General features: G+C 61.5%; 24 protein-coding genes and 2 pseudogenes. 16 read left to right on the forward strand and 10 right to left on the reverse strand.

The window, feature by feature from the left end; all coding sequences use genetic code 11:
* Positions 1 to 4: 4 nt before the first annotated feature.
* From J3P92_RS01320 to J3P92_RS01330, 3 genes are all read right to left on the reverse strand, one after another.
* Complete coding sequence (locus J3P92_RS01320) at positions 5 to 2848, reverse strand: class I adenylate cyclase (RefSeq protein WP_434608898.1); 2844 nt, start codon at positions 2846 to 2848, stop codon at positions 5 to 7.
* A gap of 178 nt (positions 2849 to 3026) precedes the next feature.
* The gene (locus J3P92_RS01325) at positions 3027 to 3272 is read right to left on the reverse strand and encodes a TIGR02647 family protein (RefSeq protein WP_030129110.1); all 246 of its coding nucleotides are present in this window, start codon (positions 3270 to 3272) and stop codon (positions 3027 to 3029) included.
* Between the two features lie 145 nt (positions 3273 to 3417).
* Positions 3418 to 3708 (reverse strand): hypothetical protein, encoded by a 291-nt coding sequence (locus J3P92_RS01330; RefSeq protein ID WP_420765143.1) that lies wholly within the window; start codon positions 3706 to 3708, stop codon positions 3418 to 3420.
* A 124-nt stretch (positions 3709 to 3832) separates the two neighbouring features.
* Here J3P92_RS01330 and J3P92_RS01335 point away from each other — a divergent pair, with 124 nt between their 5' ends.
* Positions 3833 to 4492, forward strand: a complete 660-nt coding sequence (locus tag J3P92_RS01335; protein ID WP_434649689.1) for a glutathione S-transferase family protein — start codon at positions 3833 to 3835, stop codon at positions 4490 to 4492.
* A gap of 131 nt (positions 4493 to 4623) precedes the next feature.
* Here the strand turns inward: J3P92_RS01335 and argH are convergent, their stop codons facing one another.
* Positions 4624 to 6018, reverse strand: coding sequence for an argininosuccinate lyase (argH, locus tag J3P92_RS01340; RefSeq protein WP_434649691.1), 1395 nt, complete (start codon positions 6016 to 6018; stop codon positions 4624 to 4626).
* On the opposite strand from argH, the gene J3P92_RS01345 reads away from it, so the two are divergent.
* From J3P92_RS01345 to rsd, 9 genes and pseudogenes are all read left to right on the forward strand, one after another.
* Complete coding sequence (locus tag J3P92_RS01345) at positions 6017 to 6289, forward strand: hypothetical protein (protein ID WP_434608905.1); 273 nt, start codon at positions 6017 to 6019, stop codon at positions 6287 to 6289. The two genes, argH and J3P92_RS01345, sit on opposite strands and share 2 nt — an antisense overlap.
* Before the next feature lie 43 nt (positions 6290 to 6332).
* A pseudogene (locus J3P92_RS01350) lies at positions 6333 to 6482 on the forward strand (sensor histidine kinase); the annotation flags it as partial.
* Entirely contained in the window at positions 6479 to 7225 is a 747-nt protein-coding gene (locus J3P92_RS01355; RefSeq protein ID WP_420765140.1) for a LytR/AlgR family response regulator transcription factor, read from the forward strand. The pseudogene J3P92_RS01350 and the gene J3P92_RS01355, both read left to right, overlap by 4 nt.
* A gap of 127 nt (positions 7226 to 7352) precedes the next feature.
* Positions 7353 to 8294 carry a hydroxymethylbilane synthase gene (gene hemC / locus J3P92_RS01360; protein WP_434649693.1) on the forward strand — a complete coding sequence of 314 codons (942 nt, stop codon included), beginning with the start codon at positions 7353 to 7355 and terminating at the stop codon, positions 8292 to 8294.
* A pseudogene (locus J3P92_RS01365) lies at positions 8291 to 8989 on the forward strand (uroporphyrinogen-III synthase); the annotation flags it as partial. The gene hemC and the pseudogene J3P92_RS01365, both read left to right, overlap by 4 nt.
* Before the next feature lie 84 nt (positions 8990 to 9073).
* Positions 9074 to 10204, forward strand: coding sequence for a uroporphyrinogen-III C-methyltransferase (locus J3P92_RS01370; protein ID WP_434651221.1), 1131 nt, complete (start codon positions 9074 to 9076; stop codon positions 10202 to 10204).
* Complete coding sequence (locus J3P92_RS01375) at positions 10201 to 11448, forward strand: heme biosynthesis protein HemY (protein WP_420765138.1); 1248 nt, start codon at positions 10201 to 10203, stop codon at positions 11446 to 11448. Before J3P92_RS01370 ends, J3P92_RS01375 begins: the two co-directional genes overlap by 4 nt.
* 287 nt (positions 11449 to 11735) lie before the next feature.
* Positions 11736 to 12278, forward strand: coding sequence for a disulfide bond formation protein B (locus tag J3P92_RS01380; RefSeq protein ID WP_434649695.1), 543 nt, complete (start codon positions 11736 to 11738; stop codon positions 12276 to 12278).
* Positions 12279 to 12456: 178 nt separating this feature from the next.
* Positions 12457 to 12915 carry a sigma D regulator gene (rsd, locus tag J3P92_RS01385; RefSeq protein ID WP_434649697.1) on the forward strand — a complete coding sequence of 153 codons (459 nt, stop codon included), beginning with the start codon at positions 12457 to 12459 and terminating at the stop codon, positions 12913 to 12915.
* 57 nt (positions 12916 to 12972) lie between these two features.
* On the opposite strand, the gene J3P92_RS01390 is transcribed toward rsd, so the two are convergent.
* Positions 12973 to 13638: an FKBP-type peptidyl-prolyl cis-trans isomerase gene (locus tag J3P92_RS01390; RefSeq protein WP_420765136.1), complete on the reverse strand. Its 666-nt coding sequence runs from the start codon at positions 13636 to 13638 to the stop codon at positions 12973 to 12975.
* Positions 13639 to 13831: 193 nt separating this feature from the next.
* On the opposite strand from J3P92_RS01390, the gene J3P92_RS01395 reads away from it, so the two are divergent.
* On the forward strand, positions 13832 to 15007 hold the full coding sequence (locus J3P92_RS01395; protein ID WP_434649699.1) for an AlgP family protein: 1176 nt from the start codon (positions 13832 to 13834) through the stop codon (positions 15005 to 15007).
* Here J3P92_RS01395 and J3P92_RS01400 read toward each other — a convergent pair.
* Positions 15004 to 15468, reverse strand: coding sequence for a TIGR02444 family protein (locus J3P92_RS01400; RefSeq protein ID WP_434608916.1), 465 nt, complete (start codon positions 15466 to 15468; stop codon positions 15004 to 15006). The genes J3P92_RS01395 and J3P92_RS01400 overlap by 4 nt on opposite strands.
* 50 nt (positions 15469 to 15518) lie before the next feature.
* On the opposite strand from J3P92_RS01400, the gene J3P92_RS01405 reads away from it, so the two are divergent.
* The 3 genes from J3P92_RS01405 (at position 15519) to rhtB (ending at position 18741) form a co-directional block, all read left to right on the forward strand.
* Positions 15519 to 17429 (forward strand): ATP-binding cassette domain-containing protein, encoded by a 1911-nt coding sequence (locus J3P92_RS01405; protein WP_434649701.1) that lies wholly within the window; start codon positions 15519 to 15521, stop codon positions 17427 to 17429.
* Positions 17429 to 18010 (forward strand): mechanosensitive ion channel domain-containing protein, encoded by a 582-nt coding sequence (locus J3P92_RS01410; protein WP_420765132.1) that lies wholly within the window; start codon positions 17429 to 17431, stop codon positions 18008 to 18010. Before J3P92_RS01405 ends, J3P92_RS01410 begins: the two co-directional genes overlap by 1 nt.
* 98 nt (positions 18011 to 18108) lie before the next feature.
* Positions 18109 to 18741 (forward strand): homoserine/homoserine lactone efflux protein, encoded by a 633-nt coding sequence (gene rhtB / locus J3P92_RS01415; RefSeq protein WP_420765131.1) that lies wholly within the window; start codon positions 18109 to 18111, stop codon positions 18739 to 18741.
* Positions 18742 to 18798: 57 nt separating this feature from the next.
* On the opposite strand, the gene J3P92_RS01420 is transcribed toward rhtB, so the two are convergent.
* The 4 genes from J3P92_RS01420 to J3P92_RS01435 form a co-directional block, all read right to left on the reverse strand.
* A complete protein-coding gene (locus J3P92_RS01420; RefSeq protein ID WP_434649703.1) occupies positions 18799 to 19542 on the reverse strand; it encodes a penicillin-binding protein activator LpoB in 744 nt (247 codons plus the stop codon).
* Between the two features lie 3 nt (positions 19543 to 19545).
* Positions 19546 to 20133, reverse strand: a complete 588-nt coding sequence (gene lpoB / locus J3P92_RS01425; protein WP_030138155.1) for a penicillin-binding protein activator LpoB — start codon at positions 20131 to 20133, stop codon at positions 19546 to 19548.
* A gap of 92 nt (positions 20134 to 20225) precedes the next feature.
* Entirely contained in the window at positions 20226 to 20597 is a 372-nt protein-coding gene (locus J3P92_RS01430) for a DUF1425 domain-containing protein (protein ID WP_420765129.1), read from the reverse strand.
* 18 nt (positions 20598 to 20615) lie between these two features.
* Entirely contained in the window at positions 20616 to 22010 is a 1395-nt protein-coding gene (locus J3P92_RS01435) for a COG3014 family protein (protein WP_434649705.1), read from the reverse strand.
* 313 nt (positions 22011 to 22323) lie between these two features.
* Between J3P92_RS01435 and J3P92_RS01440 the strand changes: the two genes are divergently transcribed.
* Together J3P92_RS01440 and J3P92_RS01445 are read left to right on the forward strand one after the other, a co-directional pair.
* Positions 22324 to 24222, forward strand: coding sequence for an FTR1 family protein (locus tag J3P92_RS01440; protein WP_434649707.1), 1899 nt, complete (start codon positions 22324 to 22326; stop codon positions 24220 to 24222).
* 113 nt (positions 24223 to 24335) lie between these two features.
* Positions 24336 to 24791, forward strand: a complete 456-nt coding sequence (locus J3P92_RS01445; protein ID WP_420765126.1) for a YaiI/YqxD family protein — start codon at positions 24336 to 24338, stop codon at positions 24789 to 24791.
* Positions 24792 to 24794 lie beyond the last annotated feature (3 nt).

A 24794-nucleotide genomic window follows, 5' to 3' on the forward strand; every position in this document is an offset into this window, starting at 1 on the left:
CGCCTCAGACCTGGTTCAGCGCCTCGTTCAGTGCCCGTTCCAGGTCGGCTTTGTAGCGCAGGAACAGGATACTTGGGCTGGCGCCGTCACCCACCAGGCCCGAGAGGTCCAGGTCGGTGATGTAGCAACGATAGCGTTCGGCGTCGCGGCGCTGCCCGACAATTTCCCTGGCGACCACATGAAACAATTGGTCGCCATGCTCCAGTTCCGAAAATTCCCGCTGATCGCAATACAGGGTGACGTGCACTTGTCCGTGCGCCGCTTTGCCGATGATTGCTTGTACGTCATAGAACGGTTTGTTGACCGGCGTCTGCGGCGCCTGTCGTGATTCGACCCTCCGGGCCCGCCCGTTCCCTGAAGGCAGGAGCTGGTAATAGAGCATTTCCAGCGTGACCGGCTGGGCAGCGTCCATCGGTAGCAAGGCATCGCGGCGGTACAGCACCGATTGCAGGAACCGCTGCAGCGGTACCAGCAGGCTCTGTTCGTCGTGATAAGGCAAGCGCTGCTGCCACAAGGCGTTGAGCTCATCGAGCACGTACAGCTCGGCTTCGTCCTCATAGACCCGGTAGAACACCTGGATGCACTCGGGTTGGCCCATGGGCAGGATCAGCGCCACATCGTGATCTTCCAGCGCCATTGAATCCAGGTGCAGCGGGCTATAGGCCGTCAGCTCTTCCCCCAGGTAATCCATCAATGCCGACAGGCTGCCCAGCGCCACGTGGCTGACCTGGCCCGGCACCAATTCCAGTACGTGGTAGTGCTGCTGGACTTGCAGCAGATAACGGTAATTGAGCTTGCTCAATAGCAGGGTCTGGGTGGTCTCGATGACTTCTTCGACCCGGCGTGCGATGAATTGCGCGCGGTTGTGACAGAAGCACCGGACCTGCAAGCGCGGCTGGCGTTGTATCGCAGGCAAGGCGTTGAGGTAGTCGCGCAAGCAATCGAGCAGGGCATGCTCGCCGTCGAAGCGGTTGACCAGCACTTCATTCCAGCTATTGAGCGTGACCTGGTCGAGGGTCAGCACCAGGTTTTCCCGGACCCCGGCGTAGCTCAGGGAATCGGTGCGCTCGGTGGTCATCAGGATGTTCAGGTCGCGGTGATGCTTGAGTGGGTCGACGCCCACGTTTACCAGAATCAACACTTCACTGGGCACGCTGGCGTGGAGCAACTGTTCTTCGTCGACCGTGGCCAGGGGCAAAGCGATGGCTTGCTGCAAACTGCCCAACAGGTTGAACAGTTCAAACTCGCTCAGGTCGCTTTCGCCGGGGTGCAGCGCCAGACGCGTGCTGCTGTCGATCACACCGTTGCGATGGCACCAGGTGAGTAATTCAAGCAGCTCGCGGCTGCGTTTGATGGGGGCGAAATTTTCCCATTCCAGCGCGTTCAGGCTGCCGTTGTACAAACCCCATTGGTTTTGCCCGGGCTCTTTCTTGTTCGGCGACTGGACCAGGGTCAGGGTGTCTTCCGCCAGGTCCGGGGCAATCCCGGGATTGATGAACTCGACCTTGTCGGCCTTGCGCTCGAAGGCCGCGTACAGCCGGCGACCGAGAACATTAAGGTCGCGCTTGTTGATCAGGCTGACGGTTTTCTCGGTGCGGGCGAACTGGGTCAGGAAGCGATAGCTGTAGGTCAGCTCGTTGACCAGGGCCCGCCGCTCGTTGCTGACTTGGCGCACCTTCCACTGGCTGCGGCTGTCCAGCAGCGCCAGTTGACGTTGGTCCCAGCCCCAATCCCGGGCCAGGCGCTCCAGCAGGTTGCGCTGCCAGCCGCTGCTGCGAGCATGGCCGGTGAGCTTGCGATTGACCTTCAGGTACAGGGCGCGCCGGATCAGTTCCAGACGTTCCGGCTCGCCGCGGGCGATCAGGTATTCCTCGAGGCGGCGATAAACGACCATGTACGGATCCAGCTCATCCAGATCCAGGTGATTGGCGAACACCGCCTGCTTGAAACGCAGGCTCAGGCAGCGGACATCCGGATGTTCGCTGGCGTAGACCTCGGTCAGCAGTAGCTTGAGCACCGACTTGTAGGGCGATTCAATTCCCTTGAATAACTGCCAGAGCCCGGCGCCGATGAATTCTCCCGGCGGGATGTAGGCCAGGTGACCCAAGTCCAGAGTCTCGTCCGCACGAATGAAGCGTTTGGAGATCAGCGTATGGGTGTACTGCTGGTAGTTTTCTTCTTCGTAGACCGGCACCAGCCACCAGATTGGCGTGCGCCCGGCCAGCCAGATCGCGGTGCGATAGAACTCATCCAGCAGCAGATAATGCTGGGTGGTTCCACAGTCGTCGGAGCTGAGCTGATTGTCCCGTTCGCCGCGGACGAATCGCTGCGGGTCGATGAGGAAGAAGTGCGCTTCGGCGCCCTGGGTGGCCGCCCAGGTCTCCAGCAACTGGCATTTCTTTCGCAGTTCGGCCAGTTCGTCGTCGCTCAGGTCCGGGCCATGGCACACCCAAACGTCCATGTCGCTCTGATCGGCCTGGGCCAAGGTGCCGAGACTGCCCATCAGGAACAGGCCGAGGATGGGCCGCGGTGGGTTGCTGCCGTGGCGAGGTTTGTACGAGAACGAGCGAGTCAGCCGCTGGGCCTCGGCGAGGACGTCGGTGTCGGGTTCGTAATTGGACAGCCCGGCCGGTGTGCTGCCCGAGACATAACCGGGCAACAAGGGATGGTTGACATGAAAAAACAGCGGAAGCAGCGTCAACACGCCCTGCTGGCGGGTCGACAGCCCTTCGAGGGCGCGCTCCATTCGGCCGCTGTTGAGCTTGAGGAAACGCGCGCGCAGCTGGCTCAAGACCTTGCGGTCGATTCCCTCGTCCAGATCGGGGCGTATTTCGTGGTTGCGGGTCATGTCAGCTCAAACCGGATCGCGGCGTCGAACGTGGGGAAAAAAACAGGTGATGGCAGGATAGCGCCCGGTTCCTGGAATTCTTGAGCTGGAAAACGCGGTCGAGCCAAGTATTTTTACGGAGGCGCCACGCGCCTGCGGAAATCCCGAGCAGAGGGATTCCCGTGGGCGAGGCGGAAAATCAGGCGGTTTCTTGGACGCTAAGAATCGTCAGGACCGTTTGCACATTCTGTGCGGCATCACGGCCCAGGCTGGTCAGGTAACCGCCATCGGGTTGGGTGATGAGTTCTTTGTCAAACAGGCGTTGGGCAGCGGCGATGGCTTTGGGGGCAGCGGTCTGATGAATTTTCAGGCCTTCCTGGGAACTGTCCAGGTTGAAGAGTGCAAGGATTTCCAGTTCGGCAACCAGCTCAGGGGTAAGCGACATAAGGACTCCAGACTTTCTAGGAATTTGGACGACAGCGTCACTAAGGTGAGCGCACTTGGGCGAGCTGTCCAGTGTCAGAGTCATGGTTTTTTGTCCGGGAACTTTTTCATGGCGAGGGAGCCAGCTACCTCGCCACAAGAACAGCTTAGTTTTTTTCCGGCGGCAACTCGGGCAGGGCGCGCAATGCAGCTTCGTACCACTCGGTATTGAACGGACGGTCTTCTTCGAGGATCGCGTCGATTTCCACCGCCAGTACGTGGGCCATCAGGTTGAGAATTTCTTCACGCTCATAACCCACCAGGGTCAGCTTGTTGAACGTGGCCTTGGCCGCTGGTGGATTGTCGCTTTCGATCTGATTCTCGATGGCCTGGATCAGCGTATTCTCGACGAACTCTTCTTCGTCAATGTCGTTGCCGTTGTCGATGGGCTCGCTCATGGCAGCCTCCTCTGGGAAAAGGCGCCAGTTTACCTGTATTCAGCGGCGTGATGCGCCTGGCGCGAAACACGCCGGCGGTCTATAACCCAAGGCTGCCAACCCCGCACGGCCTGGAGGCTATGGAATGCTCAAGCTTTATGGTTTTTCTGTCAGCAATTATTACAACATGGTCAAGCTGGCTCTCCTGGAGAAGGGAGTGCCCTTCGAAGAAGTCCAGTTCTTTGGCGCCCAGACTCCGGAAGCGCTGGCCATCAGCCCGCGCGGCAAGGTTCCGGTGCTGAAGACCGAGCAGGGTTTCATCAACGAGACCAGCGTGATCCTCGAGTACATCGAGCAAACCCAGCCAGGCAAGGCCTTGCTGCCAACGGACCCGTTCGGGCGAGCCCAGGTATTGGCCTTGTGCCGGGAAATCGAGCTGTACATCGAGCTGCCGGGGCGCGCCTGTTATCCGGAAGCGTTTTTCGGCATGTCGGTGCCCGATGCGATCAAGGAAAAGGCCAGAGGTGAATTGCTGTTGGGGTTCGCTTCGCTCAGCCGGCACGGCAAGTTTTCGCCTTATGTGACGGGAGAGACGTTCAGCATCGCGGACCTGTATTTCTACTACAGCCTTTCGTTGGTTTTGCAGGTGGGCCGGAAAGTCTTCGACATCGATCTGTTGGCGGACATGCCGGCAGCCAGGAACTTGATGGAGTTGTTGGAGCAGAATCCGCACGTGCAGCGGATCGCGGCGGATCGGGATGCCGAGATGCCCGCATTTTTGGCGAAGATTGCTGCCAGGAAGTGAAGTTCTAGCGCCTTACAGGTCGCCATCGCGAGCAGGCTCGCTCCCACGGTTAGATCTTCAGTGATCACATATTGTGTGAGCCTGCGCAGATCAAATGTGGGAGCGAGCCTGCTCGCGATGCTTTTGGCTTTTTAGCGGCTGGCAATCAGCGCCTGGCCACGCACCACGGCGGCCTTGACCTGCGCCGGTGCGGTGCCGCCAATGTGATCACGTGCATTGACCGAACCCTCCAAGGTCAGCACGGCGAACACGTCTTGCTCGATCTGGTCGCTGAACTGGCGCAGTTCGTCCAGGCTCATCTCTGCCAGGTCCTTGCCGCTGTCTACGCCATACTTCACGGCATGGCCGACGATTTCATGGCAGTCCCGGAACGGCAGGCCACGGCGCACCAGGTAATCGGCCAGGTCGGTGGCGGTGGAGAAACCGCGCAGGGCCGCTTCGCGCATGACCGCATGCTTGGGCTTGATGGCTGGGATCATGTCGGCGAACGCCCGCAGCGAATCACGCAGGGTGTCGGCAGCGTCGAACAGCGGCTCCTTGTCTTCCTGGTTGTCCTTGTTGTAGGCCAGCGGTTGGCCTTTCATCAGGGTCAGCAGGCCCATCAATGCGCCGAACACCCGGCCGCTCTTGCCGCGTACCAGTTCCGGTACGTCGGGGTTTTTCTTTTGCGGCATGATCGAGCTGCCGGTGCAGAAACGGTCGGGCAAATCGATGAACTGGAACTGCGCGCTGGTCCAGAGCACCAGCTCTTCGGAGAAGCGCGACAAGTGCATCATGGCAATGCTCGCGGCGGCGCAGAATTCGATGGCGAAATCGCGGTCCGAGACATTATCCAGCGAATTGCCACCGACGGTGTCGAAGCCCAGCAACTGGGCGGTGTATTCACGGTCGATCGGGTAGGTGGTGCCGGCCAGCGCGGCGCTGCCCAGGGGCATGCGGTTGGTGCGCTTGCGGCAATCCACCAGGCGCTCGTAGTCACGGCTGAGCATTTCGAACCAGGCCAGCATGTGATGCCCAAACGTTACAGGTTGGGCGGTCTGCAGGTGCGTGAAGCCCGGCATGATGCTCTCGGCCTCGCGCTCGGCTTGTTCCAGCAGACCTTTTTGCAAGCGGGTGATTTCGGCCAGGATCAGGTCGATCTCATCGCGCAGCCACAAGCGGATATCGGTGGCGACCTGGTCGTTGCGGCTGCGGCCGGTGTGCAGTTTCTTGCCGGTCACGCCAATGCGATCGGTCAGGCGCGCTTCGATGTTCATGTGCACGTCTTCGAGGTCAACGCGCCAGTCGAATTGGCCTGCCTCGATCTCGCCCTGGATGGTCTTCAGGCCATCGATGATGCTGTCGCGCTCGGCATCGGTCAGCACGCCGACCTTGGCCAGCATGGTGGCGTGGGCAATCGAGCCCATGATGTCGTGGCGATACAGGCGCTGGTCGAAGTTGACGGAGGCGGTGAAGCGGGCGACGAAAGCGTCGACGGGTTCACTGAAGCGGCCGCCCCAGGACTGATTGGTCTTGTCAGTGCTCATGAATTCGCTCGTGATCGGCTGGAAAAAGATAACGGTTAACGCTGGCCCGGATGATAACAGGGTTGCCGGGGCTGGCGCTGGCACTGCTCGGCAGGTTTTTTACCGTGCGGGTCAACCATTGCATGGGTTTTTTGCACAAGGATATTTTTCGATTGAGCAATATCGTCGTGGCAACCGTCTACAGTGGACGGTAGGTCTTTGCTTTTTCATCCTGGACGCATCGGACGCACCATTAAAGGGGGGTGCTCATATTGGTCAGATCGAGTCTTAACAAACCCTGTGGCGACGCTGTGCGACAACAGGCCTCGAGCATCGGTGGGCAAGCGCTGGTAAAGATCGACAACCGCCTCGCGGCACTTTTTGGCCCTCGGACGAGTCTTAGCGTGGATCGCGGTGACGGATGTCACTTCCCCTGTCTACGCTATCCTTGTGCGAGACTCACGCAGGAATCCAGCGCTATATGAATGTCCTGATCGTTGACGACGAACCACTGGCCCGCGAGGACCTGAGCCGATTGCTCCGTGAACTCGAGGGTTACAGTGTCCTGGAGCCGAGCGCCACCAATGGCGAAGAGGCATTGGCCCTAATCGACAGCCACAAGCCGGATATCGTGCTGCTCGACATTCGCATGCCGGGTCTCGACGGCTTGCAGGTCGCGGCGAAGCTCTGCGAGCGCGAGTCACCTCCGGCGGTGGTGTTTTGCACCACGCGTGACGAGTTTCCTCCCGAGGTATTGCAGACCGGTGCCGTGGGCTATCTGCTCAAGCCAGTGTCCATCCAGGCGCTGGAGGAGGCGTTGCGCAAGGCCGAGCGGCCGAACCGCACGCAGTTGGCGGCGCTCACCCGCCCGGCCGCCGAGAGTGGCAGTGGCCCACGCAGCCACATCAGCGCGCGGACCCGCAAGGGCATCGAATTGATCCCCTTGAACCAAGTGGTTTATTTCATAGCCGACCACAAGTACGTGACCTTGCGTCACGAAAGCGGTGAAGTGTTGCTGGACGAGCCGCTCAAGGCTCTCGAGGATGAGTTCGGCGAGCGGTTCGTGCGTATCCACCGCAACGCCCTGGTGGCCCGCGAACGTATCGAGCGCTTGCAGCGTACGCCGCTGGGGCATTTCCAGCTGTACCTGAAGGGATTGAATGGCGATGCGCTGATCGTCAGTCGGCGGCATGTCGCCGGCGTGCGCAAGATGATGCAGCAGCTCTAGCGCGACGTCCTCGAGCGTTCCGTTTCCAGGATTGGCGGCCAGGGAGGCCGCGACGTCGTGATTCAAGTCAAAGCGGTTTTGGCTGAGCTGTTATTATCTGCCGTATCTTTTAAGTACGGATTGATCCATGTCCCCTCGCGAGATCCGCATCGCCACCCGTAAAAGCGCCTTGGCCCTCTGGCAGGCCGAATACGTCAAAGCCCGCCTCGAAACGGCCCATCCGGGGCTGGTCGTGACGCTGGTGCCCATGGTCAGTCGCGGCGACAAGCTGCTGGACTCGCCACTCTCGAAAATCGGTGGCAAGGGCTTGTTCGTCAAGGAACTGGAAACAGCCTTGCTGAACAATGAAGCCGATATCGCCGTGCATTCAATGAAAGACGTGCCCATGGACTTCCCCGAAGGCCTGGGCCTTTTTTGCATCTGCGAACGAGAAGATCCGCGCGACGCATTCGTCTCAAACGACTTTTCCAGCCTTGACGCGCTGCCCGCCGCGAGTGTGGTGGGCACATCGAGCCTGCGCCGCCAGGCACAGCTGCTGGCCCGTCGCCCTGATCTGCAGATCCGCTTCCTGCGGGGCAACGTCAACACGCGCCTGGCCAAGCTCGACGCCGGCGAGTACGACGCGATCATCCTCGCCGCAGCGGGCCTGATCCGTCTGGGTTTCGAAGAACGCATCACCTCGGCCATCAGCGTCGATGACAGCCTGCCGGCCGGAGGGCAGGGGGCGGTGGGCATTGAATGCCGCAGCGCCGACAGCGAGATTCACGCTCTGCTGGCACCGCTGCACCATGAAGACACGGCTATCCGAGTCTTCGCCGAGCGGGCACTCAACAAGCATCTGAACGGCGGCTGCCAGGTGCCAATCGCCTGCTACGCCGTCCTTGAAGGTGAGCAGGTCTGGTTGCGGGGCCTGGTGGGCGATCCGAGTGGCGGCCAACTGCTCGCCGCCGAGGCCCGGGCGCCGCGTCGCGATGCCGAGGCGTTGGGCGTGCGCGTCGCCGAGGACCTGTTGAGCCAAGGCGCCGACGATATTCTCAAGAAAGTCTACGGCGAGGCCGGCGACGCGTGACGGGATGGCGGCTGCTACTGACCCGGCCGGCGGACGAGTCGTCTGCGTTGGCGGCCGTTCTGGCGCAGGCGGGCATCCATAGCAGCGCCATGCCGCTGCTGGATATCACGCCGGTCCCCCTGTCCGAGTCCGAGCGAGACAAGTTCCAGGCTCTGGATCGGTACAGCGCGGTGATCGTCGTCAGCAAGCCTGCGGCACGCTTGGCCGTGGAGTTGCTGCGTCAATACTGGCCGCGCCTTCCAGAGCAACCCTGGTTCAGCGTAGGCGCCGCGACCGGGCAAATTCTGGCCGATGCCGGCCTCCGCGTTTTTTACCCCGAAAACGGTGACGACAGCGAAGCCCTGCTTGAGCTGGCGGCGTTGCGCCAGGCTATCGACCGGCCTGACGCACGTGTCTTGATCGTGCGTGGCGAGGGTGGGCGCGGTTTGCTGGCAGAGCGTTTGCGAGAGCAAGGTGCTAGTGTCGACTACCTGGAGTTGTACCGTCGCGGCTTGCCGCACTACGGCGAAGGCGAGTTGCCAGCGAAGGTCGAGGCGGAACGCTTGAACGCGCTGGTGGTCAGCAGTGGGCAGAGCTTCGAGCATCTGCACCGGCTGGCCGGTGACGCGTGGCCCGCCCTGGCGCGGCTACCCTTGTTTGTTCCAAGCCCCAGGGTCGCCGAGATGGCGCGTGCCGCCGGGGCCAGGACAGTTGTGGATTGTCGTGGCGCCAGTGCCGCGGCTTTGCTGGCGGCTTTACGGGAACAGTCCGTGCCGTTTTCTAATGCAAAGGATGGATACGTGAGCGAAACAGCCTTGCCAAAAGATCAAGATCAGCCAGCGGTCGAAGCTCCGACTGACCCGTCGGTGCCGGTGGCGCCGCGTCGCGGTAACGGGCTTGCGATTGTCGCGTTATTGTTGGGCGCTGCCGGCGTGGCCGTGGGCGGATGGGGTATCTGGCAAGTGCGTCACCTGCAAGCCAATACCCAGCAGCAGGCCGCTCAGGTCCAGGCACTCAACGACCAGGCCCAGAACCTCAAGCTCAACGAGCAGCGGCTGAGCGAACGCCTGGAGCAGTTGCCTCCAGCTCAAGAGCTGGAAGAGCGGCGACGTCAGGTCGCCCAGTTGCAAGGCGACCAGCAGCGCCTGAACCAGCGCCTGGAAACCGTGCTTGGTTCCAGCCGCAAGGACTGGCGCCTGGCCGAAGCCGAGCACCTGTTGCGCCTGGCCAGCCTGCGACTTTCCGCCCTGCAAGACATCAACAGTGCCCAGGCCCTTGTGCAGGGTGCCGATGAAATCCTTCGCGAGCAAAACGATCCTGGGTCCTTCGCTGCCCGCGAACAGCTGGCCAAGACCCTCGCTGCGTTGCGCAGCACAGAGCAGCCGGATCGCACCGGCCTGTTCCTCCAGTTGGGCGCCCTGCGTGACCAGGTCTTGCAGTTGTCGGAAATCGCTCCCGAATACAAGGACCGCGGTGAATCCCTGCTGGGGCTGACCGCCGATGGCGACGGCGCCAGCCAGTGGTCGCAGTGGTGGGATCGTATTTCGCGCTACATCCGCATCGATTTCAATGCCGATGAAAATGTCCGTCCGCTCCTCGCCGGCCAGAGCCTGATGCAGGTGCGCCTGGCCTTGAGCCTGGCCCTGGAGCAGGCGCAATGGGCCGCCCTCAACGGCCAGGCGCCGGTGTACACCCAGGCGCTGGCCGAAGCCCGTGACGTCCTCAAGAACAATTTCAACCAGGACAACCCGCAAAGCAAAATCATGCTGGAGCGAGTCGTTGAGCTGGGCAAGATGCCGGTGACGGTGGTCACGCCAGACATGACCGGCACGCTCAGCGCCGTCCAGGCCTATCTTGAACGCCGCAACGTGAACGCCGAAGAATCGGTCAAGCCGTTGCCCAAGGCAGGTGAGCAGGAGGCCACGCCATGAAGCGCCTCTACGTGATTCTGTTCGTGGTCATCGCCGTTGCCGCTGTGCTGGGCGTCGCGATTGCCGAGCATTCGGGTTACGTGTTGGTGGCGTACAAGAACTTCCGCTACGAGGCCGGGTTGTGGGTCACGCTGGCATTGATCGCGGTGCTTTGGTTGCTGTGGCGAGGTGTCACCGCGCTGATTGGGCTGGTGACCACCTCGACCGGCGTGGTCAACCCGTGGTCGCGGCGCAACCGCAGTCGTCGAATCCAGGTTGCAATCGAGCACGGACAGTTGGACCTGGCAGAGGGACGCTGGGCCAGCGCCCAACGGCACTTGCATCGTGCCGCCGAAGCCGAGCGGCAGCCGTTGCTGTATTACCTCGGCGCCGCTCGCGCTGCCAACGAGCAGGGCCTTTACGATCAGAGCGACAGCTTGCTGGAGCGCGCCTTGGAGCGTCAGCCCCAGGCGGAGCTGGCTATCGCGCTGACTCACGCCCAGTTGCAGATGGACCGTGGCGACACAGACGGTGCATTGACTACCCTGCAAGCCATGCACGAACGCTACCCCCATAACACCCAGGCCTTGCGTCAGCTGCAACGCTTGCACCAGCAGCGGGGGGATTGGCCGGCGGTGATCCGGTTGCTGCCCGAGTTGCGCAAGGACAAGGTCCTGCCTGCCGCCGAACTGGCAGAACTGGAGCGCCGGGCCTGGGGCGAAAACCTCACCCTGGCAGCCCACCGCGAGGCCGATGGCAGTGTTGGCCTGCAATCGCTTGATCGCGCGTGGCAGCAACTGACTTCCGCCCAGCGCCAGGAACCGGCACTGGTATTGGCCTACGCCGAGCAGCTCCGGCAACTGGGTGCCCAGGTAGAGGCGGAAGAGGTGCTGCGCGCTGCGCTCAAGCGCAACTACGACAGCCACCTGGCGCGCCTGTATGGCCTGGTTCGTGGCGCGGATTCGAGCCGGCAACTGCAGGTGGCTGAAGGCTGGCTCAAGGATCATCCGAATGATCCGAGCCTGCTCCTGACGCTCGGGCGCCTGTGCCTGCAGAACAGCCTGTGGGGCAAGGCAAGGGATTATCTGGAAAGCAGCCTGCGCATGCAGCGCAACCCCGAAGCTTGCGCCGAGTTGGCGCGGCTGCTGGCGCAGTTGGGGGATGCCGAGCGAAGCAACCAGCTGTTCCAGGAGGGGTTGGGGTTGCTGGATGAGCGCTTGCTTGCGGCGCCGCTGCCGGTTTCGCCTCAAGTCCTGTCAACTTGAGGCGGGACGAAGACTCTTTGAGGTGGGTATGAACCGCAGGGAAGGGAGAGCACACTCTCTCGCCACGGCGTCGTGCCCATCCTGAGGCAAACGGTGGCGAATCCCGGCCCGGTTTTTGGAGGTCTGACCAAGCGCTCAGGGAAGTCCTACAGCACACTGAGCTGAATCCTCTTTGGCCTGTCGGGAATTCCCTACACCTCTGGTGAAGTGTCTGCGCGGGGCTGCCTTGAAAGGCCCAGGGGCTTTCCTCTACCGTTACAGCTTGTCTCTTCTGTTACGGATCCGCCATGTCTCTGGCCAGCTCACGCTTCTTGTTTCTCATGGCTTCCATCGCTGCTGCCCTGGCTATGGGCGTCGCCAGTTATCTGGAATACGCGGTTGGCCTGTCCCCTTGCAGCCTGTGTATCTTGCAGCGGCTGTGCCTGATGCTCTTGCTGGTGAATTGCCTCGTGGCGTGCGTGCATGGCCCAACCCGCAAGGGCTGCATCGCCTATGCAGCGATGGGGGCTGCCTTTGCATCGGCAGGGTTGGCGTTGGCTTGGCGCAATGTACTGGTGCAAAGCGAGTCAAATGAGCTGCTGCCTGACTGCGTGGCCCAATTGCCGGAAGTGGACTCGTGGTGGAGTGCCGCGCATCGCGTCGCCAATGGTGCCCCCGACTGTGCGAGTGTCACCTGGACGCTGTTCGACCTGAGCATCCCCGAATGGAGCCTGCTGTTCTTCCTCGCCGTTGCTGTCTCGATGACTTACCTGCTGTTGCGCCTGGTCTGGGATGCCCTGGTACGGCCGCTCGGCGGCGAGACGTCGCAGTTGGTCCGGGCGCTGGATTAAACACTTGTATGAACTTTCTCTCCTGCGTACCTTGAAGCAGTTGTCGCGCGGGCATAATCTGGCCCGCACGTATCATTGGAATCATGCCACTCGATCATGTTGTGTCTGGCTTGCTCCTGATCATTCAGGCGGGTGTTTCAGACGGCGAGGGGCGTGACTCAGAAGGGAAGAAATCACCATGCTCGAAAGTTGTCAGAATGCTCAGGAACGCTGGGGTGGGGTGCATCTGCTGATCGACCGCTGGTTGCAGGAGCGTCACGAACTGGTTCGAGCCTATGATGCTCTTGGCGACAAGCCTGAAGCACTGAGTGAAAGCCGCAAGCCCTTGCAAGAGTTCTGTGGTGTGCTGGTGGACTATGTGTCCGCGGGTCATTTCGAGATCTACGAGCAACTCACGGGCGAGGCCAAGGCCTTCAATGACAAGCGCGGCCTGGAACTGGCCGACACGATTTACCCGCGCATCGATGTCATCACCGAGAAGCTGCTGGCCTTCAACGACCTGTGCGATGAAGGCAGATGCGTGGCGGAAAAATTCAAGGAACTGGGCGGCTTGTTGCACGAGCGTTTCGAGCTGGAAGACTGCCTGATCGAAGTGCTGCACAACGCCCACAAGGAAGAAGCTGCGGTCCAGGCTTGAGAACATCTTCGGGACAGAAAACGGTGCGCATTGCGTGCCGTTTTTCTTTTCAGGGCGTCAAGTCGTCGCGCCCAGCAGTTCAATTTCAAATACCAGGGGCGTGAAAGGTGGAATAACGTCTCCGGCACCTTCGGCGCCATAGGCCAAGGCTGAAGGAATCACCAACCGCCACTTCGCGCCTACGGGCATCTGCGGTAATGCACTGCGCCAGCCATCGATCACGCTATCAAGATTGAACCACTGTGCCTGATGGTTGGAATCGAACACCGTGCCGTCCGGCAGACGACCGACATACAACACTTGGACCTTGCCGTGGGGGCCGGCTTTCGTGCCACTGCCTGGCTTGAGTTCGGTCAACAGGATGCCGTCCGGCAATTGCTGGACGCCTGGCCGGCCTTTTTCCTCGTTGAGAAACTTCTGCTCGGTCTTCAGCGCCACTTGGTCTTGCGGCGTCGCCGATTGCGCCGTCAACTGCGCCTGGTGTTCGGCCAGGATCCTTTCGATGCGTTCATCGTCCAACGCCAGCGGCTTGCCAAGATAGGCCTGTTGCAGGCCTTCGACCAAGGCTTGTATCTGCAGGTCGGGTACGTCTTGGCGCAGGCGTTCCCCCAGGCTCGCGCCAAGACTGTAGGCCAGCTCCCGGGCTTCGTTTGCGTTGGGTTTTTCTGTGGCTTGGGCCACTGGGAAAATCATGCAAAGAAGTAAAAAAAGATGACGCGACATGTGTACTTTCTCCGGCCTCGATTCGAGGGATTATGCCAGTGCCGCAAACAGTAAAAGTGAATTGCCCAGGCGCCGGCGCAGAAGATTTCTTGTGCTGTGCAACGCAACGCCTTGTGTAGTGTCAACATGCCCTAGCGGCGGTTGCAGCAGAGGTCTAGTATGAGCCGCACTCACGTCAGTCAGGAGGTAAACCATGTCGGCCACTAAGAAGCCTGTAAACACTCCGTTGCACTTGCTCCAACAACTGTCGGGCAGCTTGCTCGAGCATCTGGAAAATGCCTGCTCCCAAGCCCTGGCTGATGCTGAAAAACTACTCGCCAAGCTGGAAAAACAACGCGGCAAGGCGCAGGAAAAACTTCACAAGTCGCGCACCAAACTGCAAGACGCGGCAACCGCTGGCAAAGCCAAGGCACAAGCCAAGGCCAAGGATGCCGTGAAGGAACTCGAGAACCTGCTCGATGCCCTGAAGGATCGTCAATCCGAAACCCGCGCCTACATCCTGCAACTCAAGCGTGACGCCCAGGAAAGCCTGAAGCTGGCCCAAGGCGTGGGTCGCGTCCAGGAAGCCGCAGGCAAGGCGCTGACGCTTCGCGCGGCCAAGCCTGCCGCTGTATCGGCCAAGAAGCCAGCGGCTAAACCTGTCGCGGCAAAAACTCCAACAAAAGTGGCCGCCAAGCCAGTGACCAAGGTAGGGGCAAAGGCAGCCAGCAAGCCAGTGGCCAAACCTGCCGTGAAAAAACCGGTTGCTGCCAGCGCGGCGAAACCCGTTGCGAAAAAATCGGCCGCCAAAGCTGCCGCCAAGCCTGCCGTAAAAGCAGCCGCTGCCAAACCTGTCGCCGCTAAGCCTGCTGCCAAAGTGGCTGCCAAGCCCGCGGCGAAAACCGCTGCCGCCAAGCCTGCGGCAACGAAAGCCACCGCTGCCAAACCGGCTGTGAAAGCGGTCGCCAAACCCGCTGCGAAGCCGGCTGCCAAGCCAACTGCGACCAAGGCCACTGCTGCCAAACGTGCTGCTGCCAAACCTGCTGCGAAATCCGCGGCCAAGCCAGTCGCCGCCAAGGCGCCTGCCAAAGCTGCGGCTAAGCCTGCGGCTAAACCGGCTGCAGCCAAACCAGCGAGCACCGCTGCCGCCAAGCCTGCCGCGACCAAGCCTGCCGCCAAACCTGCCGCCGCCAAGCCCGCTGCGAAGCCGGCCGTGAAAAAGCCAGCCGCCGCCAAGCCAGCCGCTGCAAAACCGGCAACCGCTCCGGCTGCCAAACCTGCTGCGCCAGCTCCGGCGGCGACCCCCGCGCCAACGGTTGGTACGCCAGCACCGGCACTGAACCCGAGTGTAGCCACCGTCCCAAGCCCCACTCCAACCCGCGCTTCCTAAGTGCCGGAAACCGCGACGCGCAGCTGATGCAGCGCGTCGTGGTTGGCTTGGCCGGCATTTGCCGCAAGCCTTTGCAGCCACTGCGCTGAATCCAAGGATTGTCCCGTTGGCCATTCCTTGACCGTTGCCTCCAGCCGCTCAAGCAATAGCCGTTCGGCTTCCAGTTCCAGTTTCTTGACCTGTTCGCGCAAGCCACCCAGCCCTGGATCCTGAAGGGCAAGGTTTTTCCATTGGGTGCGTAACTTGCGCAACGGTTGCACGACGGTCGAGTCCCATGGTCCGGCCAGATGCTTAAGCTGCTGCAGCTTTTGCTCATCACAGCTCACGCCGCGTTGTTCCAACCACAGCCCACAGAGCAGCAGGCACACGTTCGCGCCACCTGTCTGTAGTGCCAGGCACGCGGATTCCACACCAGGCTTGGCGTAGAGGTTGATCGAAAAGCTCCACAGATCAGACGACATCGTGCTACTCGCGCCAGTTGCGGGCGAAGCTGGTAGACTCCGCCGCCATTATGATTCGACTTCAGAACCTGACTTTACAGCGTGGCCCGCAACGTCTGCTAGAAGACGCCGAGCTGACCCTGCACGCCGGCCACAAAGCCGGCCTCATCGGTGCCAACGGCGCCGGCAAATCGAGCCTGTTCGCCTTGTTGCGCGGCGAGTTGCACCCGGACTCCGGCAATTGCTTGCTGCCCGCCGATTGGCGCATCGCCCATATGCGTCAGGAGGTCGACACCCTCGAACGCCTGGCGGTGGATTATGTGCTCGATGGCGACCTGCGCCTGCGTCAGGTCCAGCGCGACCTCGCCGCAGCCGAAGCCGCCCATGACGGCGCCGCTCAAGCTCGCCTGCACGCGGAGCTCGACAGCGCCGACGGTTATACCGCCGACGCCCGGGCTCGTAAATTGCTCGCCGGGCTGGGCTTTACCAATGAACAGATGGACCGTCAGGTCGGTGATTTCTCCGGGGGTTGGCGGATGCGCCTGAACCTGGCGCAAGCCCTGATGTGCCCGTCGGACTTGCTGTTGCTCGACGAACCGACCAACCACTTGGACCTCGACGCCATCATCTGGCTCGAAGACTGGCTCAAGAGCTATCCGGGCACGTTGTTGCTGATTTCCCACGACCGGGATTTCCTCGACGCCGTGGTGGATCACGTAGCCCATGTCGATCAGCGCAAGCTCACCTTGTATCGCGGCGGCTACAGCGCCTTCGAGCGTGCCCGCGCCGAGCGCCTGGCCCAGCAACAGCAAGCCTATGAGAAACAGCAGGCGCAGCGCGCGCACATGGAAAGCTACATCGCTCGCTTCAAGGCCCAAGCCACCAAGGCTCGCCAGGCGCAGAGCCGGATCAAGGCCCTGGAGCGGATGGAAGAGCTGTCGGCGGCCCATGTCGATTCGCCATTCGATTTTGTTTTCCGCGAGTCGTCGAAGATCTCCAGCCCGTTGATTGACCTGTCGGATGCACGACTGGGCTATGGCGAAAAAACCGTGCTGGAGAAGGTCAAGTTGCAACTGACCCCCGGCGCGCGGATCGGTCTGTTGGGGCCTAACGGCGCCGGTAAATCGACCCTGATCAAAAACCTTTCCGGTGAGCTCCAGCCCCTGGCCGGGCGCCTGACGCGCGGTGAAAACACCGTGGTCGGCTACTTTGCCCAGCATCAGCTGGATTCCCTCGATGCCAAGGCCAGCCCGCTGCTGCACTTGCAGCGCCTGGCGCCAACCGAGCGTGAGCAGACACTCAGGGACTTCCTCGGTGGTTTCGATTTCCGCGGGGCGCGCATCGACGAGCCGGTTCTGAATTTCTCCGGCGGCGAAAAAGCCCGCCTGGCCCTGGCGTTGATCGCCTGGGGGCGGCCGAACCTGCTGTTGCTCGACGAACCGACCAACCACCTGGACCTGGAGATGCGCCTGGCCCTGACCATGGCCTTGCAGGAATTCAGCGGCGCGGTGCTGGTGGTTTCCCACGACCGGCACTTGCTCAAGAGCACCACGGACAACTTTTATCTGGTCGCGGACGGTAAAGTCGAAGAGTTCGACGGCGACCTTGAAGACTATGCGCGCTGGCTGGTGGATTATCGCCAGCGCAACGCACCGGTCAGCAGCGCGCAGGTCAACCCGGACAAAACCGACAAGAAAGCCCAACGCCAGGCCGCCGCGGCGTTGCGCCAGCAACTGGCGCCGCACAAGCGCGAAGCCGACAAGCTCGAAGGCGAGCTGGGCAAGCTGCATGAAAAGCTGCAAAAAATCGAAACCAGCCTCGGGGACAGTGGTCTCTACGAGGCGGCACGCAAGGACGAGCTGCGTGATCTGCTGGCCGAACAGGCCAAGCTGAAGGTTCGGGAAGCGGAACTTGAGGAGGCGTGGATGCAAGCCCTGGAGTTGCTGGAAAACCTGCAAGCGGAGCTGGAGGCGTTGTCCTGATGGAAGCGTTGTCCTTGCCCATACCGGTCCTGTGGATCGAGCCGATCTGGCTCGGTGTGCAAATCCTGCTGATCCTGTTGGTAGGTTATGTTGCCCAGCGGTTCGTGGCGCGCTTCCTCACGGGGCTCGGCGAGCGCTATCCATTGCCGACCCAGCTGATGATCATCCTGCGCGGCGTGCTGCGCTGGTTGATCATGGGCAGCGCAGTGCTGGTGGCGCTGGAGCGCCTCGGTGTCTCGGCCACGGTGCTCTGGACCGCGCTGTCGGGGTTCGTTGCCGTTGCGGCGGTCGCGTTCTTTGCCATCTGGAGCGTATTGTCGAATTTGCTGTGTGCCATCCTGATCTACACCGTCGGCCCGTTCCGCCTGGGCGATGTAGTCGAGCTGGTGGAAGCCACCGACAAGCCAGGCATCAAGGGGCGGGTGGTGGCGATCAATCTGCTCTACACCACATTGATCGAACCCGAGGAACTCGGCACCGGCAGTTCCATGGTTCAGGTGCCCAATAGCCTGTTTTTCCAACGGTCGGTGCGGCGCTGGCGCGGCAGCGAGGCGTTTCCGGTCGGCGGTTTCGTCGAATAACCCTGCACCTACCCTGGCGTCCCCTGAAAAAAAGAATGGCCACCGGCCCGGCGGCGCATTAGCTTAGTCGTTTCGATGGATCTGAGCCGAGGTGTGCAATGTTGCTGGAAACGTGGCTGGCGTTTTTCGCCGCTTGCTGGGTCATCAGTCTTTCGCCGGGCGCCGGTGCCATTGCATCGATGTCCAGTGGCTTGCAATACGGCTTCTGGCGCGGTTATTGGAACGCCTTGGGCCTGCAATTGGGCCTGGCGCTGCAAATCGCAATTGTCGCGGCAGGCGTGGGCGCGATCCTCACCGCGTCGGCAACCGCCTTCTATGCAATCAAGTGGTTCGGCGTGGCGTACCTGGTCTACCTGGGCGTCAAGCAGTGGCGGGCCGTCCCCGGCGACCTCAGCGACGACGCGGCGGTGCGCCCCATCGGCAAGCCCTTGGCGCTGGTGTTTCGCGGCTTTCTGGTCAACATCAGCAACCCCAAGGCCCTGGTGTTCATGCTCGCCGTGCTGCCACAGTTCATCGATCCCCATGCACCTTTGGTCAAGCAATACCTGATCCTTGGCGTGACGATGATTTGCGTCGATCTGATTGTCATGGCCGGGTACACCGGACTGGCGTCCAAGGTGTTGCGCCTGTTGCGTACCCCTAAGCAGCAACGGCGGATGAACCGGACCTTTGCCGGATTGTTCATTGGCGCGGCGGGTTTGCTGGCGACGATCCGCAAGGCTGCGGTGTAAACCAATGGGGTGAGGGGAGCCATCCCCTCACCCCAAAATCAGTTACCCGACTGAGGATCAGCGCAGGGTCACTGGCGCCGTGTCCCTCGGCAGATTGTTGCGCTGCACAGGTTCGCCGGCTTGCTCCTGGATCGGGCCGCCGAGCTGTTCGCTCAACTGCCGTGCCACATCCTCCCCCAGCGCCTTGGACACTTCACGCACGACCCGCGGACGATTGAGGCTGATGCGCACGTCACGGTGGTTCAGTAGCTTGGTGTCCTGGCCTTCGCCCATGGCGGTGAAGGCCGAGGTGATTTCAAAGGTCTTGGTGTTGATCAGGCTGAAATCCGCCACCAACGTCAGGGCCAGCACCGCCGAGTAGCTGTCGGCAGTGCCAAGCTCATTGATGTCGCGGGTGAAGTCGATGTCTGACACAGTGCCGAACAGCACGTAGTCGGCCCCCTTGAAGTTCCCCGCCTTGATACGCTTGATAACGTCGTATACGTCGCCCTTGGACGACGCGGTATACGGCGTACCCTGCACCAGCTGGAACATGCCGCTGCGCAGCATCTCGCCCTTGATATCACCGGTGAACTTGCGCAGCTCACCCTGCTCGATGTAACTGCTGGTGGCCTCCATCTCGTCGTAGCTCGACGACGCGCTGGCGCTGTACGGGCTTGCCTGGAAGTTGCTTTGGGCCGAAACCGAGTGGATGTATTCCTCGACGCGTTCTTGGTACGCCAGATCCGTCACCGCGACTTTTGGGGCCGCTTGCGCAGTGAATGCGCAAGCCAGGGCCATCATTGCGATCCATGTGCGCATGGCTTAACGCTCCGTGGTCTTGCGGATTTCTTTTTCGTCCATCCATTCGGCCAGGCCGCTTTCGACGTCGATCAGTTGCAGGCTGAACTTGTAGAACACGTCCTTGTAATCTTCGCTGCGCTTGACGATCGAGCTGATGGAGCCCTCGATACGATATTTGGCGGCGATCATGTTGCCGGTCTTGGCCACGGTGCTCTTTTTGTACAGGCCGCTCTGGTTCTGCAACTTCAGCTGGTCGACCTGGCTGTCCATGGCGTTGTTGTCGCTGGCGAAGCGCGCCGCGCCAGTCTTCATGAGTTGGGTCTTGATGCTGGTAGTGATTTCCCGGGTATCGATGTACTCGCTGGTCTTGTTCTTCACGTCATAGACCTGGACCACTGGGCGACCCTGCAGCACGCCGGACTGGGCGAGGGAGCGGGTCATGGATTCGGCGATCATTTGCAGATCGGTGGAGCCGAATTCGTTGGTGACGGTTTCCACGGCCTTGGTGTCGCCATAGCTGATGTTCTTGTTGCCCAGGACCGGTGAGTTGTTCGCACAGCCGCTGACGAGCAGGGCGGCGAGGGCAAGGGAGGAAATGCGTAGGAACATAGGGGTTGCTCTCAAAGCTGAATAAAGGGATCAGGCATCACTCGGGGGCTGGTGTGGGAGCGAGCAAGCTCGTTCCCACAGGTTTCAGCACCTCACGGGGTGTTGATTTCCAGTCGGAAATCCACCGCCTTGGGTGTCGGTGCGATGGCCGGCAGGAAGCGGGTCTGTTCGCCGTACAGCGTCAGGCTTTTCCAGCTTTCTTCCTCGGCGATGGGGAAGCCTTCCGGTCCCAGCCAGGCGAAGCGGTAATACATGTTCTTGTTGTTGAAACTGGTGTTGCTCAGCTGCACATTGACGGTCATGTAGCCGTTTTCCCGAGCGACGCGCATGGCGCCCACCACGATGTTCTTGGTCTTGCCCATTGCCACGACCTTGCTGGCGGCGCTGCCCGGCTCCGGTGGCGGTGGGGTGGCGCAGCCGGCCAGCAAGGCCAGGGCGCCGACGGCGATCAGTTTTAAACGCATGTGAACAAGACTCCGTTCTTAAGGTTGCTTGAGGGCGATGGCGGTGGGATTGGCGCTCGGGATTACCTGGGCCGCCAGGCCGCCGGCGAACACCTGGTTGCCCACCGCCCGCAGGGTGATGACCTGGTAACGCTGATCGACCTTGACCTTCACCACCGAGCCGCCGACCACGCTTGGCAAGGTGACCTGGTGCTCGCCTTTTTTCAGGCGCAGGCGCACCACCTGGGTGTAATCCGGCAGGGTGCGCCAGGTCCGGGTGTCGGCCCCTTCAAGCACGGCCGAGGTAATGCCCACGGCCAGGCCGGCCAGGGGATTGGTTTCGTTGATCTGCTTTTGCGCCACGCCACGGCTCACCGCGCGTACGGTGGTACGCAGGATGATCCCCGGCATGTCATCGCGCAGGGCGCGGCGCGACATGGCCGTGGTGCTGTTGAGTGAGGTCAGGTCCAGTTGCCGGCCGTCGACGCCGATCTGGGCGAAGGTGGCGGTGGACGTGTCCGGCTTGATCAGCGGGAATGACAACGGCGTGATAACCACGTTGCCGCTGATGGGCAGGGGCAGCGGGATACGGATCGAATCCCGGGAGGGCGCCAGCCCGCTCTGCACCACGATCAGGATATCGCTGTCGTCGTCCTTGGCGGCGGGCTTGTCGAGATTGAGCAGCGCCTGCTCCAGCAGTGGGGTATTGGGGCGCAGTTCGGCGGCTTTACGGTAACCCGGCGCGGCCAGGTCTTTTTCGCCCAACGCCTCGTACACGAAGCCCGCCAGGTAATGGCTGAACGCGCTCTGGTAACTGTTTTTCAGGCTGACCACTTCCGGTGCGTCCAGGCTGGCAACCGGGTAACCCTTGAGGTCCTTGTATTCGGTCTGGACTCCTTGCTTTTCGGCGTCCTCTTCACGCTTGAGATATTCCTTGTCCCGCAGGTCGGCAATCACCGCTTCGCGCTCGTGGGTCTTTTTGATCTGCATCCGTGCGCCGTCGAAGTCATTCACCGCCAGCAGGTTCAAGGCCATCTGCGTGGTGAGCATGACCTTCTCATAGTCATAACCCTCGTAGCGCCGGACCTTGTCGTTGACCAGGAAGCTGCCGAACCGCGCCAGGTACTTGGCGGTGTCGAGCTTGACCGCGTCTTCCCATTGGCCAACCTGCTGGTCTGCGCTGCCCCAGGCCGCCTGGCTGCCGGAGAGGTCACCCTTGGCCCGCAGCAACTCGCCCTTCTCGAAGAAATACAGCAGGTCTTTATCTTGGCTGGAGTTGTTCTTCTCCAGCAGGGCCAGCGCCGCGTCGACATTGCCGGAGGCCAATTGCTGATTGGTCTGGGCCAATTCACTGTCGTAGTTGCGAAAGGCCGAGCAGCCGGACAGCAGAGTGATCGCGCAGAGGGCGACCGGAAAACAGGCACGGGATGCCATGAACACTTCTTCCCTGAATATCAGCCAGGTGTGCGGGTCGGGCTGGGGCGATCCACGAACGGGGCACGGGAGCGCCGTCGGTTCCTCATGGACAGAGGAGCTCTTATGCCTTCAACAAATAAGAGGGCGGCGCATTATAAACAGGAGGATTGACCGCGTAGTGGCTTTTTAATCGCCAAATGATGTTTTTGTGATGTCACTTCCAAACCATGAAGATCCGATGAAAATGTGCGTGGAAAACACATCGGTACTTGAGCCAAGCGCATTGGAAGTGAACAATATGTTACTTCTTATTTCCAACCGAGAGTCATTCATGCCTGCCCCGTTTCGTTTCCTGGCTTGGCTAGCGCTGCCGTTGTTGGCGCTGTGCAGCGCCGATCTGCTGGCCGATACCACTGAAGGCGCTCCCCAGGCCTTGCACCTGCTTGATTACATCGGGGCGGATTACCCAGCGACTGTCGAAGCGGGAAAAGTCATCGACGATTCGGAATACCGCGAGCAACTGGAGTTCACCCAAGTGTTGGAGGGGTTGATTGCTGCGCTGCCGGCCAAGCCGGAAAAGGCTGAGTTGACCCAAGGCATCGGCACGTTGCGCGGGGCTATCACCGAACGCCGGGACGGCGACGACGTCGCCCGCCTGGCTCGGCAGTTGGGGGCAAGGCTGGCGGTGGCGTACGAAGTCAGCCAAGCGCCGATCATTACCCCGGATCCGGCGCGCGGTGCGCCGTTGTACGCGCAGAATTGCTCGGTTTGCCATGGTGACACCGGTGCTGGCGATGGTCCGGCCGGCGTCGGCCTGGAGCCGCCACCGGCGAACCTGCGTGATGGCCAGCGCCTGGATCGCCTGAGCCTCTACGCGATCTACAACACCCTGGACATGGGCGTCGAGGGCACGGACATGCCAGCTTTCGCCGACCTGCTCGACGACCGCCAGCGCTGGGACCTGGCAACTTACATTGCCAGCTTCAGCGCCGACCCGGCCGCGACAAAAAGCGAGCTGACCTACAATCTGGCCGATCTGGCCCGCCAGACTCCGGCCGAAATCCTGGCTGCCCAAGGGCCCGCGGCAGCAGCGACGTTTCGCGCCCAACGTGCCCAGCCGCCGCAAGTGCAGCGCGGCCCGGCGCAGTTGCTCGACTACACCGCCACGACGTTGGACAAAAGCATCGCGGCGTATCGCGCCGGTGATCATGACCAGGCCTACGACCTTTCGGTCGCGGCTTACCTGGAAGGCTTCGAGCTGGTGGAGAGTTCGCTCGATAACGTCGACGCCAATGTGCGCAAGGACACCGAAAAGGCGTTGATGGCTTTCCGTCAGTCTTTACAGGATGGCTTGCCAGTGGACCAGGCCCAACAACGCCTGGACGCGGCGAAGGCCAAGTTGAAGGAATCCGCCGGCCTGTTGGGTGGCGATGGCTTGAGCTGGTCGTTGAGCTACATCTCTGGCCTGCTGATCCTGTTGCGCGAGGGGTTGGAAGCGATCCTGGTGCTCGCGGCTATCCTGGCATTCTTGCGCAACACCGGCCAGCAGTCGGCGGTTCGCAGCGTCAACATCGGCTGGGGGCTGGCATTGCTCGCCGGCCTGGCGACGTGGGGGCTGGCCGCCTATGTGATCGACGTCAGCGGCGCCCAGCGTGAGTTGCTCGAAGGCGCCACCGCGTTGTTCGCCAGCGTGATGGTGTTGTGGCTGGGTGTCTGGATGCATGACCGGCGTCACGCAGCGGCCTGGCAGGACTACATCAAAAGCAGCCTGGTGGGCGGCGGTGGCCGTTTCGGATTCGCGATCCTGGCGTTTTTCTCGGTCTATCGCGAATTGTTCGAAGTGATCCTGTTCTACGAGACCCTGTGGTTGCAGGCCGGTCCCGCCGGTCATGACGCCGTATTGGCTGGCGGCGCCACGGCGCTGGTGTTGCTGGTCGGGTTGGCCTGGGTGATCTTGCGGGGCTCTGCGAAACTGCCCCTGGCGCTGTTCTTCAGCATCAACGCCGCGTTGCTTTGTGCGCTGTCGGTGGTGTTCGCTGGCCATGGCGTGAAGGCGCTGCAGGAAGCCGGGATATTCGGCACGCGGCCGGTGGCATTCTTCGAGTTCGACTGGCTGGGCATTCATGCCGATGCTTATTCGCTGACCGCCCAGGTGGTGGCGATCCTGGCGATCGTCGTACTGTACGGGCGCAGTTGGGTGGCGGAGAAGCGTCGGGTCCAGGTTTCCTGAACGGCCGCATTCGCTGCGCTCATAATCGCGAGCAAGCTCGCTCCCGCAGGATGTAGGCTGTCTCTGTGGGAGCGAGCTTGCTCGCGATGCTTTTTAGATAGAGGAAACCACTTATGCGCGTATGGATCGACGCTGACGCCTGCCCCAAGGCCGCGAAGGAACTGGTGGTCAAGTTCGCCTTGAAGCGCCAGTTCGAAGTGGTGCTGGTCGCTGGGCAGCCGCAAATAAAGCCGGGCCTGGCCCTGGTCAAGCTGATCGTAGTGCCAAGCGGTCCTGATGCGGCGGATGACTACCTGGTGGAGCACGCCGTCCCGGGTGAGTTGGTCATCTGCAGCGACGTGCCGCTGGCGGACCGCCTGGTCAAGAAGGGCGTCGCCGCCCTCGATCCGAGGGGCAAGGAATTCGACGCGCAGAACATGGGCGATCGACTGGCGGTGCGCAACCTGTTTACCGACTTGCGTGAGCAGGGCCATGTGGGCGGCGGGCCGGCGGCGTACAGCGAGCGGGACAAGCAGGGTTTCGCCAATGCGCTGGATCGGATATTGACGCGGTTGGCTCGCTTGTCCTGATGC

Source organism: Pseudomonas sp. D3-27 (assembly GCF_051132165.1).
Taxonomy (GTDB): Bacteria; Pseudomonadota; Gammaproteobacteria; order Pseudomonadales; family Pseudomonadaceae; genus Aquipseudomonas.